Consider the following 13,709-nt stretch of genomic DNA (forward strand, 5'->3'; position numbering starts at 1 on the left):
GGACATTTGATGATATTAGATCACTATTGACGTAAGTCGCTCGCGTCTGCGATACAAACATCAACATTTGCCCCGCGACGGGGCAGCTGCGAGGCTTTCGGAACTGATAGAGGAAATGCGCCATGGCGACCTATGCGGATGCGCAGGAAATGGCTGCTTTGCGGTCGCTTTCGGCCAGCATCGGGCGCAGCCCAAATCTGACCCAGGCCGCTGGCGGCAACACCTCGCTGAAAGCCGGTGACACGCTGTGGATCAAGGCTTCCGGCACCTGGCTGAAGGATGCGCTCACCGAAGACATCATGGTGCCGGTGGCGATGACGCCACTGCTCAGGGCTGTCGAACAGCGCGACAGCGCCGCCGACCAGCCGCAGATCTTCGCCATCGAGACGCTCAACGCCCGCCGCCTGCGCCCTTCGATCGAGACCACCGTTCACGCGCTGATGCCGCAGCGCGTCGTCCTGCATGTCCATTGCGTCGAAACCATTTCGCTGGCGGTACAAGCCGATTGCGAGGTGGAAGCCGCCAAACGTTTCAATGGTCTCAAATGGGCGTATGTGCCTTATTTCCGGCCGGGCCTGCCGCTTGCCCAAGGGATTGCCGAGCGGCTTCAGCCGGGGGTCGACGTGCTGATCCTTGCCAATCACGGGCTGGTCGTCGCGGCCGATAACGTCGCCGAGGCCGAAGTGCTGCTGCGCCGCGTTACGCTGCTTCTGGCGCGGCCGGCGCGCCAGGTGGTGGAACCGGATGTTGCGGCATTGACGGCACTGGCTGGGAACACCGGTTACAGGCTGCCGGCGGAAATCGAGGCGCATGCGGTCGCCATCGATCCCGAAAGCTGCCGCATGGCGTCCGGGGGCAGCCTCTATCCCGATCATGTCATTTTTCTGGGCCGGGGATCGGTGGTGGCGAGGCCCGGTGAGGATGTGCCGCGCGTCACAGAGCGGTGCGGTGCCAAGCCCGCGGCGATCCTGTTTCCCGGGCTGGGCGTGCTGATGCGCGGGGACGCCAGTGCCGGCGCCCACGCCATGCAACGCTGCCTTGCCGACGTGACGGCACGGATCGACATTGCGGCGCGGCTGAACTACCTCACCGCCGCCGAGAATGATGAGCTAATCAACTGGGACGCCGAGAAGTATCGCCAGAAACTCAATGCCGCCAGCCGCTGACACTCCGCTTGCCATAGGCATGGACATCGGCACGTCCGGTGCGCGGGCGGTCGCCATGCGTCCGGATTTCTCCATTGCCGCCCGTTCCGCCGTTCCGCTCGAGTCGTTTGGCCAGAATGCCCGCGACCCAGCAGTGTGGTGGTCAGCGGCGGGCGCAGCGCTGGCGGAGTTGCTTTCGCGCATCGATCGAACAGCGGTCCGATCGATCGCCGTTGACGGCACTTCAGGCACGCTGCTGCCGGTCGACGGCGCCGGGCGGCCGCTGGCCGGGCCGCTGATGTACAACGATACGGTCGCCGACAACGCCATTCTGGCCGCTATCGCTCGCGAAGCCCCGGCGACCAGTGCCGCACTTGGGGCGACGTCCGGTCTCGCCAAGGCGCTCTGGTTCCAGCGCACGCCCGGCGTTGCCGCAGTGCTGCATCAGGCGGACTGGATCGCGGGACAATTCTCCGGTCGCCTCGATGTCAGCGACGAGAACAATGCCTTGAAAACGGGTTACGACCTCGCGGCCCGGTCCTGGCCGGACTGGATTGCGGCGACCGGAATGCGCATGGAGTTGCTGCCCAGTGTCGCCCGGCCGGGCGATGTCGTCGGCAAGCTCACCGCGGATGCCGCGGACATGTTCGGCTTACCGCGCGAGATGGCCGTCGTAGCCGGCACGACTGATGGCTGCGCCTCGTTCCTGGCGACAGGTGCCGCGGCCATCGGTGACGGCGTCACCGCGCTGGGGTCGTCATTGACCGTCAAGATCCTGTCCGATCGGCCTATCTCGGCGCCACGCTTCGGCATCTACAGCCATCGGCTTGGAGATGTCTGGCTGGCGGGCGGCGCATCGAACTCCGGCGGCAAGGTGCTGAAACAGCATTTCCCTCTGGCGCGCATCATCGAGCTAAGCACGGCGATCGACCCGATGACCGAAACCGGCCTCGACTATTATCCTCTTGCGGCTGCAGGCGAACGCTTTCCGATCGCCGATCCGCAACTGCTGCCGCGGCTTGTGCCGCGGCCGGTGGAGGACGCCGACTATCTGAAAGCGATGTTGGAGGGTATCGCGGCGATCGAGGCGCTCGGCTATGACAGGCTCGCAGAGCTCGGCGCGCCGCGGCTGACGTCGGTCAGAAGCGTCGGTGGCGGTGCGGCAAATGCCACCTGGACGGCGATCCGGCAGCGCAGACTGGGCGTTGGTTTTCTGCCGCCGCTTTCGGACGAAGCAGCTGCCGGCACTGCGCGATTGGCGCTAATGGGCGCAAGCATGGCGGGGCTTCTATGAGCGCCAAACCAGTCGAACACCTTAACGGCATCAGGCCGCTGGCCGAGCGCTATGATGTTTTCCTGCTCGATCAGTTCGGCGTGCTGCATGATGGCACCAGCCCCTATCCAGGCGCGGTGGAAGCACTGTCGGCCCTGAAGCGCGCCGGCAAGACCATTGTGCTGATCTCGAACTCGGGCAAGCGGGCAGGGCCTAATGAGAGCCGGCTGCTAAAGCTCGGCTTCGAACCAGGAAGCTGGGATCATTTTGTCTCTTCCGGCGAGGTAGCATGGGAGCTCTTTCACGACATGGCGGCATCCGGAAGGCTGCTGCCAAACACGAAATGTCTGCTGATAAGCCGCGACGATGACCGCTCGGCGATCGAAGGTCTGCCCTTCGCATTGACCAAGGACGGTGACGATGCCGGGCTGGTGCTGATTTCGGCCAGCGAGGGCGACCGCTACGATCTTGACCACTACCGCAGGCTTCTTGCACCGGCTGCAGCGCGGCAGGTGGCATGCTTCTGCACCAACCCGGACAAGATCATGCTGACGACGGTGGGGCCGCGCTTCGGTGCCGGCCAGCTGGCGGATCTCTACGAGAACCTCGGTGGTAGCGTCACGCGTGTCGGCAAGCCTTACCCCGCGATATTCGACACCGCGCTAGCGCTGGTAGGCAATCCGCACCGCAGCACCGTAGTCTGCGTCGGCGACAGCGTCGAACACGACATCGCCGGCGGACTTGCTGCCGGCGTGGCCACGGTGCTGGTTCAGTCTGGAATATTGGCGGACACCGCTGACCTGATCGACTTGTTCGACACGATGGAAGCCTACCCGGATTACACCATGGATCGCTTCAGGTATTGCTGATTTGATTGACCTGGCACGCTCGCGCCTGAATTCGGCCGAGCAGTTTTTCCTAGCGGCGGATCATTTGCCGAGCGCTATGGCGTTGTGCCGATGTTTCGAAATCGAAAAGCTTTCGCGTAACGAGAGCCGCATCGTACCAAACGGCACATCGCCAAACGGTACTACTTCGCCGCCGCTGACAATCAGCGGATCGCCCATACCTGTCTCGGTTTCAGCGCTCGTTCGGCCCCGACCTTCCTTCCTGCATTCCAAGCGTGTCGCTCATGAGTCGCAGGATCGTACTTGAAAGCCCGCCCTCCGCCTAAAGCCCGCGCCTAACCCCAAGCCCCCCGGCCAGGCAGCGGGCTTATTTTTTCTCCAGATCGGCGACGAGTGCTTCCAGCGCCTTAACGTCACTGTCATAGGAGGCGGCGTGAGCAGGGTATCGCTCGCGTTGGTGGCGGTAAAAGTCGAGCCACTTTGGAAGATCGGCAATCGGGAAGGTCCCGCGCCATTTGTCTTTCACGATTGTGAAAGTGCCGGTCCCCGAATCGTAAGTCGCAGTCGTTTGCATGCCCGGTTGTAGACGCGCCCGCGATTTGCGTCATGTGAACGCGTGCAGCTAGACGCGAGTTCCAACCCGAGGAACGATCTCCAACAACCCCTCGGTGGCGTCCATCACTGGCTGTCAACTTCCGACTGGAGTGCGAGGATCCATCTGATAAGGCGGCCAGCGGCTGAGTTTTCACGACAACTGCCGGGAGGATCGCTAGAAGCGGAAATAGTTCGTTCAAGGTCCGATTAGGCACTAGGGCGGGATGAATTTAGGTTGGGCATATCCGGCCTCGATGAAGTAATTTTGGCATTCGTTTGAAGAGACAATTTTGAGGATTTGGCCGATGGCGTCGCAGACGGTCTCCACCGTCCGCTTGGCAGCCTTGCGCAGCCACTGCTTGAGCTTGGCGAAGAGCTTCTCGATGGGGTTGAGGTCGGGCGAATATTTCGGAGGAACAGCTTGGCGCCGGCCGAGCGGATGGCGCGGCGCACGGCCTTGCCCTTGTGCGAGCCGAGATTGTCCATGACGACGATGTCGCCAGGTTCGAGGGTTGGGACGAGAACCTTGTCGACATAGAGCTGGAAACGCTCGCCGTTGATCGGTCCGTCGATGAGCCATGGTGCATCGACACGGTCATGGCGCAACGCCGCCAGGAAGGTCATGGTCTTCCAGTGGCCGTGCGGCACCTTGGCTTTGATCCTCTCGTCGCGCGGCGCCCATCCTCTGAGCGGCGCCATGTTGGTTTTGGTCCATGTCTCGTCAATGAACACCAGGCGGGAAGGATCGATACGGTCTTGATACTTTGCCCACTGTGCCCGCCGGCGCGCCACATCGGGGCGATCCTGCTCAGCCGCGATCAGCGTCTTTTTTTGTGACTGAGCTTCTCGGCGTGGACGAACTCCCACACCGAGCGGTAGTCGACCGCAAGGCCGCGCTCGGCCAGCTCGATCACAAGACCGCGTAGCGTAAAATCCGCGGCCCGGCAGCGCACCAGCAGCCACTCCCGATGCTCACCGGCAATCTTCTTCGGCCTGTGCCCACCCATCTTGCCGGGCGCAAGACTGTTCGTTTCGCGCAACCGGCTCACCCATCTGATGACGGTGCTGATACCAACCCCATAGCGCGCCGAGGCTTGCCGTCGTGACAGCCCATCCCGCTCAACCGATGCAACAACCCGTTCGCGAAGATCCATCGAGTAAGGTTTTGCCCATCCATGCTGACCTCCTTGCCCAGCAAGAAGGTTGAATCAGATTTGCACGCCTGAGGGAATCCCACGCCGATTCAGCATCAATTCATCCCGCTCTAGGTTGATGTAAACGTACCAGGGATCATTTACGGACTCCGATGCCGATTTTTTCAGTCAAGCACAGCACTGTCTATCGCTATAGCAAGCCGGTGAGGTTTGGCGAGCACCGGCTGAGGTTCAGGCCGCGCGACAGTTTCGATCAGCGGCTTCTCGACCACGCCCTTTTCGTGGACCCCGAGCCGAGGGCGGTTCGATGGATCCATGACGTTTTTGGCAATTGCGTTGCGGTGATCGAATTCAAGGGTTCGGCCAAGGAACTCCGTTTCGCCACAGACATCCGGCTCGATCACACGCCGCAGCATGCGCCCGATTTCCGCATCGATGAGACCGCGCTGATTTATCCATTCTCCTACGATCCCGATGAGGCGGCCGACCTCGCGCAGACCATGCAGCGACATCACGCCGATGACGGCGACGAGATCGGCAAATGGGCACGGCAGTTCGTGAGTGCCGCGGGGCAAACCGAGACCGGCAAATTGCTGATGACGCTCTGCTACGCCATCCACGAGAGCTTCGTGTATTCCCGTCGGATTGAAACTGGAACGCAACCGCCGCTCATGACCTTGCATCTGCGCAAGGGCACATGCCGGGACTTTGCGCTTTTCATGATGGAAGCCGTTCGCTCTCTTGGCTTTGCTGCTCGTTTCGTGACCGGTTATGTGTATGTGCCGAGCCGCGACAGTGATGCTGTCCGCGGCGGAGGCTCAACGCATGCCTGGTGCCAAGTCTACTTGCCCGGGGCCGGTTGGATCGAGTTTGATCCAACCAACGGCATTGTCGGCAACCGGGATTTGATCAGGGTGGCTGTGGCTCGCCATCCCCGACAAGCCGTCCCACTTTCTGGAAGCTACTCCGGAAGCGCGTCAAGTTTTCTGGGCATGAGCGTGGAGGTGAAGGTGGCGAAGGAAACCACGCCAACAAAAATTAGCGCTGTCTGATGTTCTCAGGAACTGTTTGGCAAACACGGAGTTTGCCCAGTTCCTGAATTAGAACATTGGAGCATCGATGCGGATCCGCGCAGGTTTCAGCCTTACCTACGAATGCTCGCAGCCGACACCGATGCTGCTGGTCCTTGAGATCCATCCCTCACGCCGCGTCGATCTGCTCACGGAACAGGTCATAGGTTTTGATCGCCCGATCGAGGCCCGCGGCTACATTGATGCTTTCGGCAACGCATGCACGAGAATAGAAGCGCCAGCAGGGCTGACCACGATATCGACGAGCTTCGAGATATACGACACCGGCAAGTCCGATGTCGTCCTGCCGAACGCCGTTCAACACGATATCAAGGAACTCCCGGACGAGGTGCTTAGGTTTCTGCTTGGAAGCCGCTATTGCGATACCGATCGGCTTGGCGACCTCGCTTGGGCGAATTTTGGCAACACCACGCCTGGATGGACCCGGGTTCAGGCGATCTGCAATTTCGTGCACGATCACATCGCTTTCGATTACCAAGCCGCCAATCCGCTGCGGACCGCCTATGGCGCCTTCGAAGATCGAGCCGGCGTCTGTCGCGACTTTGCGCATCTGGCCATCTCGCTATGCCGCTGCATGAATATACCGGCGCGCTATTGCACCGGCTATCTCGGCGACATCGGCGTGCCTCCAGTGCCGGATCCCATGGATTTCAGCGCGTGGTTCGAAGCATATCTTAGCGGTCACTGGTTCACATTTGACGCTCGGCATAACCGCCCTCGAATCGGTAGGATCCTGATGGCGACGGGTTGCGACGCGACTGATGTTGCCCTCTCAACCAGTTTCGGGTCATCGAGACTTGCCGGCTTCGAAGTTGTCACGGAAGAAATCCCGGCGGAGCACTTGTTGGCGACCCTATGACCGCGCAAGGCCATGTCGTGAAGTAGACCTGACGCTGCACAGCGCTAGCCGAACAATGCGGGACATTAGAGGCCCGCATATCATAATCGCGCAGTATTCCCTCACGCCCTCTGGCCATTATCGAGCGATGCTCTTCAAGATTGCGCCAATGGGCCAGCGCAACTGTCTTGGTAGGCGTCCTTCCTGAACGCCCAGCGATGTAGGTTGCTCAGCGTGAAAAAGCTGGCCTGATTTGGGCGGCCGGAGAGCATCAAATCAAGACGCTGAGTGCCGCGTTCCAAACCCGTCTCCGCCTCGGCTGGAGCCATTGGAGAGGAAGCGGTAACCCAAATCGGGTCGATTGCCGCACCAATCAGGAAGGATCAGTTATTGGAGTGAGCGACTATCACTTGGTCAGCCCGCGCGCGATCAGCCGCGCCAGACGCTGCGAAAACGCACTGGCGTCCGCTGGTTTGTCGCCGTCGAGCACGCGGGCCTCGTCGTAAAGAAGGTGGACTGCATCGTCCTTAAAGGCCTGCTCGTCCTCGCCGAGGCTGGCGAGCGCCAGCACGCGCTCATGCCGTGGATTAATTTCCAGGATGGGCTTGGCCGCCTTGTCGAGGCGGCCGGCGGCGTTCATCAGCCGCTCGAACTGGCGGTCCGGACCATGCTCGGGCGCGACAAGGCAGACCGCGCTTTCGGTCAGGCGGTCGGAGGCCTTGACGTCCGAGACGGCGTCGCCGAGAGCCGACTTCACGAAAGCCAGGAAGGCATCGACCTCCGGCGTTGCAGCCGTGTTCAGCTTTTTCCCGTCGTCGAGCAGCGGGATGTCCGATAGTTCCGCCACGCCCTGTGTCACCGACTTGAAGGGCTTGCCCTCGAAGTCCGGCGCCATCGTCACCCAGAAGCTGTCGACAGGATCGGTGAGCAGCAGCACCTCGATGCCACGCGCCTTGAACCCTTCCAGCTGAGGCGAGGCTTCGAGCCGGGCGCGGTCGTCGCCGGCCATAAAGAAGATCGCCTTCTGGCCTTCCTTCATCGCGGCGACATAGTCGGCGAGGCTGCGCCAACCTTCGCTCGAAGCAGTCGAGCGGAAGCGGGCGAGTTTCAGCAATTGCTCGCGCCGCTCATAGTCCTCATAGAGTCCTTCCTTGAGGACAACGCCGAAATTCTCCCAGATCTTGGAATAGGCCTCAGCTTCGTTTTCCGACAGTTTGCCAAGATCGCCAATCACGCGATTTGTCAGGCCCTTGCGGACCGAGGCTAGCAGTGGGCTTTCCTGGATCATCTCGCGCGAGACGTTGAGCGGCAGGTCGGCGGAATCGACCAGACCGCGGACGAAGCGCAGGTAGCGTGGCAGAAGGTCGGCATCATCAGTGATAAAGACGCGGCGCACATAGAGCTTCAGACGGCCCTTACGGTCCTGATCGAACAAGTCGAAGGGACGCGAACCGGGCACGAAGGCTAGCACGCTGTATTCCTGCCTTCCTTCGGCGCGGAAATGAATTGTGGCGGCCGGTTCGTCATACTGGCCCGCAACACTGCGGTAGAAGTCGGTGTATTCCTCGGGCTTGATCTCGCTCTTCGGCCTGACCCAGAGTGCCGTGCCGTCGGCAATGTCGCGCGCCTCGGCCCCGGGTTTCTCGATGAGCGTTATCGGCACCGGCACATGGCCCGACTGCGACTTGGCCAACTGCTCAAGCCGGTAGGATCCGGTATAGGAGATGGCGTCGTCCATGAGGTGTAGCACGACGCGAGTGCCGCGCATGGGGGCTGCTTCAAGCGGGGCCGGCGCGATCTCATAAGAGCCTTTGCCGTCGGACGACCAGCGCCAGGCCTCGTCACTTCCCGCCAGGCGACTGATGACATCGACGCGTTCGGCCACCATGAAGGCGGAATAAAAGCCGACGCCGAATTGGCCGATGAACTGCGTATCGTCGGCCGTGCCGCCTACGCCGACGCGTTCGACGAAGGCGCGCGTGCCCGAGCGCGCGATCGTGCCCAATGCTTCGGCCATATCGTCACGGCTCATGCCTATCCCGTTGTCTTCGACGGTGATCTGCTTGTTATCGGCATCGGCGGAAACGGTGATCCGCAACTTCGGGTCGTCAGCTAGCAATTCGGGCCGACTGACCGCTTCGAAGCGCAGCTTTTCGCAGGCGTCGGCGGCGTTGGAAATCAGTTCGCGCAGGAAGACGTCCCTATCGGAATAGACAGAGTGCACCATCATGTGCAGCAGCCTCGAAACATCCGCCTCGAACGCTCTGGTTTCTTTCGCCTTCGTGTCTATCGTCATCTCACGTTTCCTGTTGTTTGCAGCTTGGTCTCCGCACGAGGTCGTGTCGGATGATCAATCGTTCAGACGGTGTTGCTTGTCCTGGACGCGCCGCCAGCCAATCCCGCGGGTGCCGACGAACCGTGGCGGCGGACGAAGGCAATCAGGCTTGCGCGGACGGTTCCGGCTCGCTCTCGCCTGCGATGCCGGCTTTGCGGCTGCAGGCCGGCTAATCCTGAAGCAGGGCATACGCTCCCACCACGCTCTCGATCTAGTCGGAAAACCCATTCCGGCGCGTCAAACTGCCTGTTAGTCATGGCTTGCGCTTACTCCCGACTGTGCAGGACTTGGAGCGGACCGAGCAGCAGAAAGCGCGGCCTTTCACAACCGGCCAGTGATCATGTCTCCACCTCCAAAACAATTTGTTTCATCACATGGCAATGGATCGTCGAAAGTGTTCGCGGTCAGCCACCAAATGCCTCGGAGGCCGCCGATACCTGCTGCGCGGAGAGACACATCAGTGTTGACGCCACCGTGACCTAGTTTTCCCTTTTTTCAGTTTCAAGGGGCCGGCCATAAAAATGGCACCCACCGAATGAGAGTGCCAACAGACTGTTATCATGCAGCTATTTTGTTAGAGCACGGGACTTCCCGCTTGATTCCATGCGATCGGAAAAATTCGATCATTCCCTTTCTTGCCCCCGAAACATACGATCCGGTGCGCAAGGTCGCTTGAAAGCGCAACTCAGAAAGGACACATGTAAGGTCTCCATCGGATGGCGAAGAAACTCAAAGTCTATCAAACCTCGATCGGCTTCTTTGACCTTGTCATCGCAGCGCCATCGATGAAAGCCGCCGCAGAGGCCTGGGGTGCCGATCCCGACATCTTTAAACGGGGATTCGCGAAACCGACAGAAGACCCCAAAGTGGTCGAGGCAACAATGGCCGCACCAGGCGTCGTGTTGCGGCGGCCGGTCGGATCGCATGGGAAATTCACTGAAAAGGCTGTGCTTCCGAAAGCACTCGAGGGGGTCCAGCGGGCTCCGCAGGGTCGGGCGCAGCGCGCAGACACCAGCAAGCAAGTCGACATGAAATCCGACGAGAAAGCGAAACGGAACGCGGCGGCCGCTCTCGAAAGGGAAAGAAAACATGAGGCCCTGGATCGCGCAAAGGCGGAGGCCAGGAGCGAGCGTGCGAAGAAGCAACGCGAGCGGATGATCGCCAAGGCTAATGCCGCGTTCGCGCGCGCTCGTAGCCGCCATGAGAGCACGACGAACTCCATCAGACAGCGACGAGAGGAGCTGGACAAAGAGGAAGCCAACGAGAGCCAAAGATGGGAGCGCGAACAGCAGGCGCACGGTGACGCGCTGAAGGAGGCAGAAGAGTAGGCAAGCGGTTCCCTTTGTTCCTTGCTCCTGCGAGCCGGCTGCTAACGCAAGGCTGGCGGCCTTCAGCACTCGGTAATAGCCATCGGTTGAACCTCTCCAGGCCTAGGAGATGTTTATCCGGCGTCAGGCGCGACGGATGGGCCGGAGCGTGGGGTTCTAGCCTCTTCGGCTACGACGAGCAAAGCCTCAAGTGTGATCGCGACTCCTGACATGAGGATGGCTATGTCGCCACTAGCACCGGTTAGCGAGAGCTCTGTCGCACGATTTTGCAAAGTGACGCTGAGTTCTTTAAGTCTCCTGCGGAGGTCGTCGTCCATTTGTGTTCTCCAAGGTTAGGCCTTGGAGCAACGTGCCTGCTGACAACCTGTTCCGCCGTGGCGGCAAGTAACAACAGCTGAACGAGATTACACTTTGGGCTTTCGCCTGCTCTTTGGCAGAACCGGTTTGGGATTAAGCCTTATCCACTGACGAGCCGCAAAATTTCTCGCGAAGTCTTCGGTCTCGAAAAGATGCTGGGTGACCGCGCCATCTTCCATGACCTGCACAGCCCATTGGCCGTCTAGCTGCTCGATCGAGACACTGTTTTTCGGATGGTCATCCAACGCGCTGCACTCCCACAGATCGGAAATGAAAACCAATCATGCCGGTCAGCTTAGCCGTAATGGAGTTTTGGTTTTGGCTCGGTGCCGGTAAACTTCACACCGATGCGGTCGTTTCGCCGCCAACGAACCTCGCAACGGTAGGCAATTCCGTCGGTTGGCACGTATAGCAGGAAGTGCTCCGGCACCCTTGTATCGGCGGCTACGCGCAATTCTGCACCACCATCATGTTGGTTCCTAAGTGAGCAAGTGACCTCCGAATTTTGTATTCCGGTGATTATCGCCCCGCCTTTCAGCACGCCTTGGCGATGCTGGCGACGGTTGCCATCAGAGGGAGGATTTGGTGACATACATTTTTCCGCGAAGCTTTTGCCCGTCCAACGTTGTCAGAATGAATTCTATCATCGCACCTCCTAAATCTAGCGTCTTGCTATCCTGAGTAACAGCGCACGAAGGCGCAGATCGTGGTCCGTTCAGGAAGCGCCTTTCGACGACCAGTTCAGCAGGAAACTACCTACTACTCGACCTCAAACATCCCCTTTACAGTGGCAATCGCCTCATCGAATGTCTTGTGCGGCGTGGTTATTCCGGTCTCGCCCAATCCTGGCAGCACAATGAACAGCAGCCAGCCCGTATCGGTGCGCTCAAGTTTGACTGACGAATTCACGGGCAGCGGAGGTTTCTTTTTCAACGCCGAATTGCCTTGGTTTGCCGGTGACACAACGGCGATTGGCCCGCTCTGTTCCATCACTTAGCGCCCCCGCGCAGACCGGGGAGACCATCCATGCCAGGAACCGAGTTGACGGCGAAGCTGTCGCGCTTGGTCGATGAGTTCATGATCGACCTCAACGTTTGCTGTTTCAGACGCCGCATCGCCGGGAACGGCAGCACCTTGGCCGTGCCTTCTAGTTCCAACGGATCGTGACCCGGCGCTTCGTGATAGAAAACTTGCCGGGCGTCGCGCTGGTCGACCAGCTGGCCGCAGTTTGGGCAGTTGTAGAAATGGTCTCGCTCGTCGGTCTACGCCTTATCGACAAGGGCGTTTTCCGCTTCGGCGTCACATAGCTCTCGACCAGGCGAACATCGGCGAGATTGGTATAGGAGTATTGCGAACGCAGTCTTTCATGCGACCGGCCGCCGTAACCGGGCGTTCCCGGTCCGCATCGAGAAGCTCCTTTGACCACGCATCAAGCAAATCGCCAATGACCAATTTGTTTGTCCCTCAACAGCGATGTCTGGTCTCGGAACCCCAAATTCGCCGTCCCACTTCACCCCCAAATCATCGTTCCGTGCTGGATCGTTTCGACGCTCACCGCGTTGGTGGAAATCCAACAAGGAGGATGACCATGGGCGACGATCGGCACCAAAGAATTCGGCAACGGGCATATGAAATTTGGGAGCGCGACGGCGGCGGGCATGGCGACCCGGAGAAACACTGGCACCAGGCCGAGGCAGAAATCGAGCGCGAGGACCAACTGGAAGCTGAGCAGGCATTTACAGAACCAAGCGCCGTTGGAGCGACGGTACTGTCGGCCAAGTCGAGAAAGCCGCGCCGCGCTGAGACCGCCAGTTCCGACGTCATGACGGTAGAAGCTTTGGCGATGCGAACCGGCATTACTGGCGACCAAGCCCAAGACCTAATCGATAGGTTGGGCAATGACCGGGAGGCGATCGAGGAAGCGGCCCGGAGCTTGGCGACAGGTCAACAAAATTTCAGCAAATAGGAAGCCCGACCGAGCGTCGGCGAGCAGTTTCGCCAAGGCTGCCATGCTGTCAGCCATTCTTCAACTGGCGTCCGTATTTGACGGCATTGGCAATAAATTCGGTGTAGGCCGCCTCCAGCTGCTCGACTGCCTGGTCTTTTGAATTCTCTCGTCCGCCCACGCTGCAGCCCCGACCCGTGTCGGGATCGGTGCCGTTGACGAACCATGCCCATCTCCCGGGTTTATCACCGCTGACCGTGGGCATGATGCGCCCGGCTCCGTGGTCGCCGTGACAGGCCGAAAAAGCTTGGGGAACCTCGCGTCCGCCGATAACAGTCCGTTCCCACTTGAGGTGCACCCGTGCTCCTCTATCACGCGCGAAGGCGAAAGCCTCGAAGCGCCGGAAAACATGAGCCAACTCGATGCCTGCCTGGTCAATCACCCGGAATCCGCCATCGGTCTCTTCTACCTCCAACCGTTCTGTCATGACGGTCCTCTCACGCTCGAAACCTCTCAGTGTGCCAAACAATCTTGCCGTCAATTTTCATCGGCTTGTGAATGACCAGGTGCTTTGGCAAGTGCTCAGGGTGAACTTCCAGAAGCGTGATCTTGATATTCGGTTTGCATCGGCTGCAGTCGAACTTCAGGCGCAACGGGCAACACCGCCGCCATAGACCATCATCAGGTCGGCCGAGCGGCAGTAAAAGACGTTGCCACAGGTGCACTCCGCCTTCACAAGCATGTTGTGCCGGGTTGCCTTGCCCAGCGTGTCAATCGGTTCATGCGCCATGAGAACAGAAG

General features: G+C 60.1%; 15 protein-coding genes and 1 pseudogene. 7 read left to right on the forward strand and 9 right to left on the reverse strand.

Annotated features, from left to right (window positions below; translation table 11 throughout):
• Window positions 1–122: 122 nt before the first annotated feature.
• The 3 genes from AC1D1N_RS29910 to AC1D1N_RS29920 are packed head-to-tail and all read left to right on the forward strand — an operon-like array spanning window position 123 to window position 3,287.
• A complete protein-coding gene (locus AC1D1N_RS29910) occupies window positions 123–1,166 on the forward strand; it encodes a class II aldolase/adducin family protein (protein WP_436258565.1) in 1,044 nt (347 codons plus the stop codon).
• The gene (locus AC1D1N_RS29915) at window positions 1,150–2,439 is read left to right on the forward strand and encodes an FGGY-family carbohydrate kinase (RefSeq protein ID WP_436258564.1); all 1,290 of its coding nucleotides are present in this window, start codon (window positions 1,150–1,152) and stop codon (window positions 2,437–2,439) included. Before AC1D1N_RS29910 ends, AC1D1N_RS29915 begins: the two co-directional genes overlap by 17 nt.
• Window positions 2,436–3,287: a TIGR01459 family HAD-type hydrolase gene (locus AC1D1N_RS29920; RefSeq protein ID WP_436258563.1), complete on the forward strand. Its 852-nt coding sequence runs from the start codon at window positions 2,436–2,438 to the stop codon at window positions 3,285–3,287. The genes AC1D1N_RS29915 and AC1D1N_RS29920 overlap by 4 nt, the downstream gene beginning before the upstream one ends.
• Window positions 3,288–3,347: 60 nt before the next feature.
• Here the strand turns inward: AC1D1N_RS29920 and AC1D1N_RS29925 are convergent, their stop codons facing one another.
• The 3 genes and pseudogenes from AC1D1N_RS29925 to AC1D1N_RS29935 all read right to left on the reverse strand — a co-directional run bounded on the left by AC1D1N_RS29925 (window position 3,348) and on the right by AC1D1N_RS29935 (window position 5,014).
• Window positions 3,348–3,485, reverse strand: a complete 138-nt coding sequence (locus AC1D1N_RS29925) for a hypothetical protein (protein ID WP_436258562.1) — start codon at window positions 3,483–3,485, stop codon at window positions 3,348–3,350.
• A 148-nt stretch (window positions 3,486–3,633) separates the two neighbouring features.
• Window positions 3,634–3,792, reverse strand: coding sequence for a hypothetical protein (locus AC1D1N_RS29930; RefSeq protein WP_436258561.1), 159 nt, complete (start codon window positions 3,790–3,792; stop codon window positions 3,634–3,636).
• Between the two features lie 282 nt (window positions 3,793–4,074).
• Window positions 4,075–5,014: pseudogene (locus tag AC1D1N_RS29935) on the reverse strand (IS630 family transposase).
• Window positions 5,015–5,166: 152 nt separating this feature from the next.
• Between AC1D1N_RS29935 and AC1D1N_RS29940 the strand changes: the two are divergent.
• Complete coding sequence (locus AC1D1N_RS29940) at window positions 5,167–6,066, forward strand: transglutaminase family protein (protein ID WP_477352836.1); 900 nt, start codon at window positions 5,167–5,169, stop codon at window positions 6,064–6,066.
• 67 nt (window positions 6,067–6,133) lie between these two features.
• Complete coding sequence (locus AC1D1N_RS29945; RefSeq protein ID WP_436258558.1) at window positions 6,134–6,964, forward strand: transglutaminase-like domain-containing protein; 831 nt, start codon at window positions 6,134–6,136, stop codon at window positions 6,962–6,964.
• A gap of 385 nt (window positions 6,965–7,349) precedes the next feature.
• Here AC1D1N_RS29945 and htpG read toward each other — a convergent pair whose 3' ends face one another.
• Window positions 7,350–9,239, reverse strand: coding sequence for a molecular chaperone HtpG (htpG, locus tag AC1D1N_RS29950; RefSeq protein ID WP_436258557.1), 1,890 nt, complete (start codon window positions 9,237–9,239; stop codon window positions 7,350–7,352).
• Window positions 9,240–9,994: 755 nt separating this feature from the next.
• Here htpG and AC1D1N_RS29955 point away from each other — a divergent pair.
• A complete protein-coding gene (locus tag AC1D1N_RS29955; RefSeq protein WP_436258556.1) occupies window positions 9,995–10,606 on the forward strand; it encodes a cell envelope biogenesis protein TolA in 612 nt (203 codons plus the stop codon).
• 113 nt (window positions 10,607–10,719) lie between these two features.
• Here AC1D1N_RS29955 and AC1D1N_RS29960 read toward each other — a convergent pair whose 3' ends face one another.
• From AC1D1N_RS29960 to AC1D1N_RS29975, 4 genes are all read right to left on the reverse strand, one after another.
• Entirely contained in the window at window positions 10,720–10,923 is a 204-nt protein-coding gene (locus AC1D1N_RS29960; RefSeq protein WP_436258555.1) for a hypothetical protein, read from the reverse strand.
• 87 nt (window positions 10,924–11,010) lie between these two features.
• Window positions 11,011–11,208 carry a hypothetical protein gene (locus AC1D1N_RS29965; protein ID WP_436258554.1) on the reverse strand — a complete coding sequence of 66 codons (198 nt, stop codon included), beginning with the start codon at window positions 11,206–11,208 and terminating at the stop codon, window positions 11,011–11,013.
• Between the two features lie 50 nt (window positions 11,209–11,258).
• Window positions 11,259–11,555 (reverse strand): PilZ domain-containing protein, encoded by a 297-nt coding sequence (locus AC1D1N_RS29970; protein WP_477352839.1) that lies wholly within the window; start codon window positions 11,553–11,555, stop codon window positions 11,259–11,261.
• Window positions 11,556–11,722: 167 nt separating this feature from the next.
• Window positions 11,723–11,956: a hypothetical protein gene (locus tag AC1D1N_RS29975; protein WP_436258552.1), complete on the reverse strand. Its 234-nt coding sequence runs from the start codon at window positions 11,954–11,956 to the stop codon at window positions 11,723–11,725.
• A gap of 595 nt (window positions 11,957–12,551) precedes the next feature.
• Between AC1D1N_RS29975 and AC1D1N_RS29980 the strand changes: the two genes are divergently transcribed.
• Window positions 12,552–12,929: a DUF2934 domain-containing protein gene (locus tag AC1D1N_RS29980; protein WP_436258551.1), complete on the forward strand. Its 378-nt coding sequence runs from the start codon at window positions 12,552–12,554 to the stop codon at window positions 12,927–12,929.
• 49 nt (window positions 12,930–12,978) lie between these two features.
• Here the strand turns inward: AC1D1N_RS29980 and AC1D1N_RS29985 are convergent, their stop codons facing one another.
• Window positions 12,979–13,395: a hypothetical protein gene (locus AC1D1N_RS29985; protein WP_436258550.1), complete on the reverse strand. Its 417-nt coding sequence runs from the start codon at window positions 13,393–13,395 to the stop codon at window positions 12,979–12,981.
• Window positions 13,396–13,709: the final 314 nt, after the last annotated feature.

Source organism: Mesorhizobium sp. P2_B5 (assembly GCF_056404775.1).

What these genes read in the sequence shown, in the direction of transcription:
- AC1D1N_RS29940 (WP_477352836.1), top strand. Translation starts at nt 5,167, where the DNA reads ATGCCGATTTTTTCAGTCAAGCACAGCACTGTCTATCGCTATAGCAAG.
- htpG (WP_436258557.1), bottom strand. Translation starts at nt 9,239, where the DNA reads ATGACGATAGACACGAAGGCGAAAGAAACCAGAGCGTTCGAGGCGGAT.
- AC1D1N_RS29960 (WP_436258555.1), bottom strand. Translation starts at nt 10,923, where the DNA reads ATGGACGACGACCTCCGCAGGAGACTTAAAGAACTCAGCGTCACTTTG.
- AC1D1N_RS29970 (WP_477352839.1), bottom strand. Translation starts at nt 11,555, where the DNA reads ATGTCACCAAATCCTCCCTCTGATGGCAACCGTCGCCAGCATCGCCAA.
- AC1D1N_RS29925 (WP_436258562.1), bottom strand. Translation starts at nt 3,485, where the DNA reads ATGGGCGATCCGCTGATTGTCAGCGGCGGCGAAGTAGTACCGTTTGGC.
- AC1D1N_RS29955 (WP_436258556.1), top strand. Translation starts at nt 9,995, where the DNA reads ATGGCGAAGAAACTCAAAGTCTATCAAACCTCGATCGGCTTCTTTGAC.
- AC1D1N_RS29945 (WP_436258558.1), top strand. Translation starts at nt 6,134, where the DNA reads ATGCGGATCCGCGCAGGTTTCAGCCTTACCTACGAATGCTCGCAGCCG.
- AC1D1N_RS29920 (WP_436258563.1), top strand. Translation starts at nt 2,436, where the DNA reads ATGAGCGCCAAACCAGTCGAACACCTTAACGGCATCAGGCCGCTGGCC.
- AC1D1N_RS29985 (WP_436258550.1), bottom strand. Translation starts at nt 13,395, where the DNA reads ATGACAGAACGGTTGGAGGTAGAAGAGACCGATGGCGGATTCCGGGTG.
- AC1D1N_RS29915 (WP_436258564.1), top strand. Translation starts at nt 1,150, where the DNA reads ATGCCGCCAGCCGCTGACACTCCGCTTGCCATAGGCATGGACATCGGC.
- AC1D1N_RS29910 (WP_436258565.1), top strand. Translation starts at nt 123, where the DNA reads ATGGCGACCTATGCGGATGCGCAGGAAATGGCTGCTTTGCGGTCGCTT.
- AC1D1N_RS29980 (WP_436258551.1), top strand. Translation starts at nt 12,552, where the DNA reads ATGGGCGACGATCGGCACCAAAGAATTCGGCAACGGGCATATGAAATT.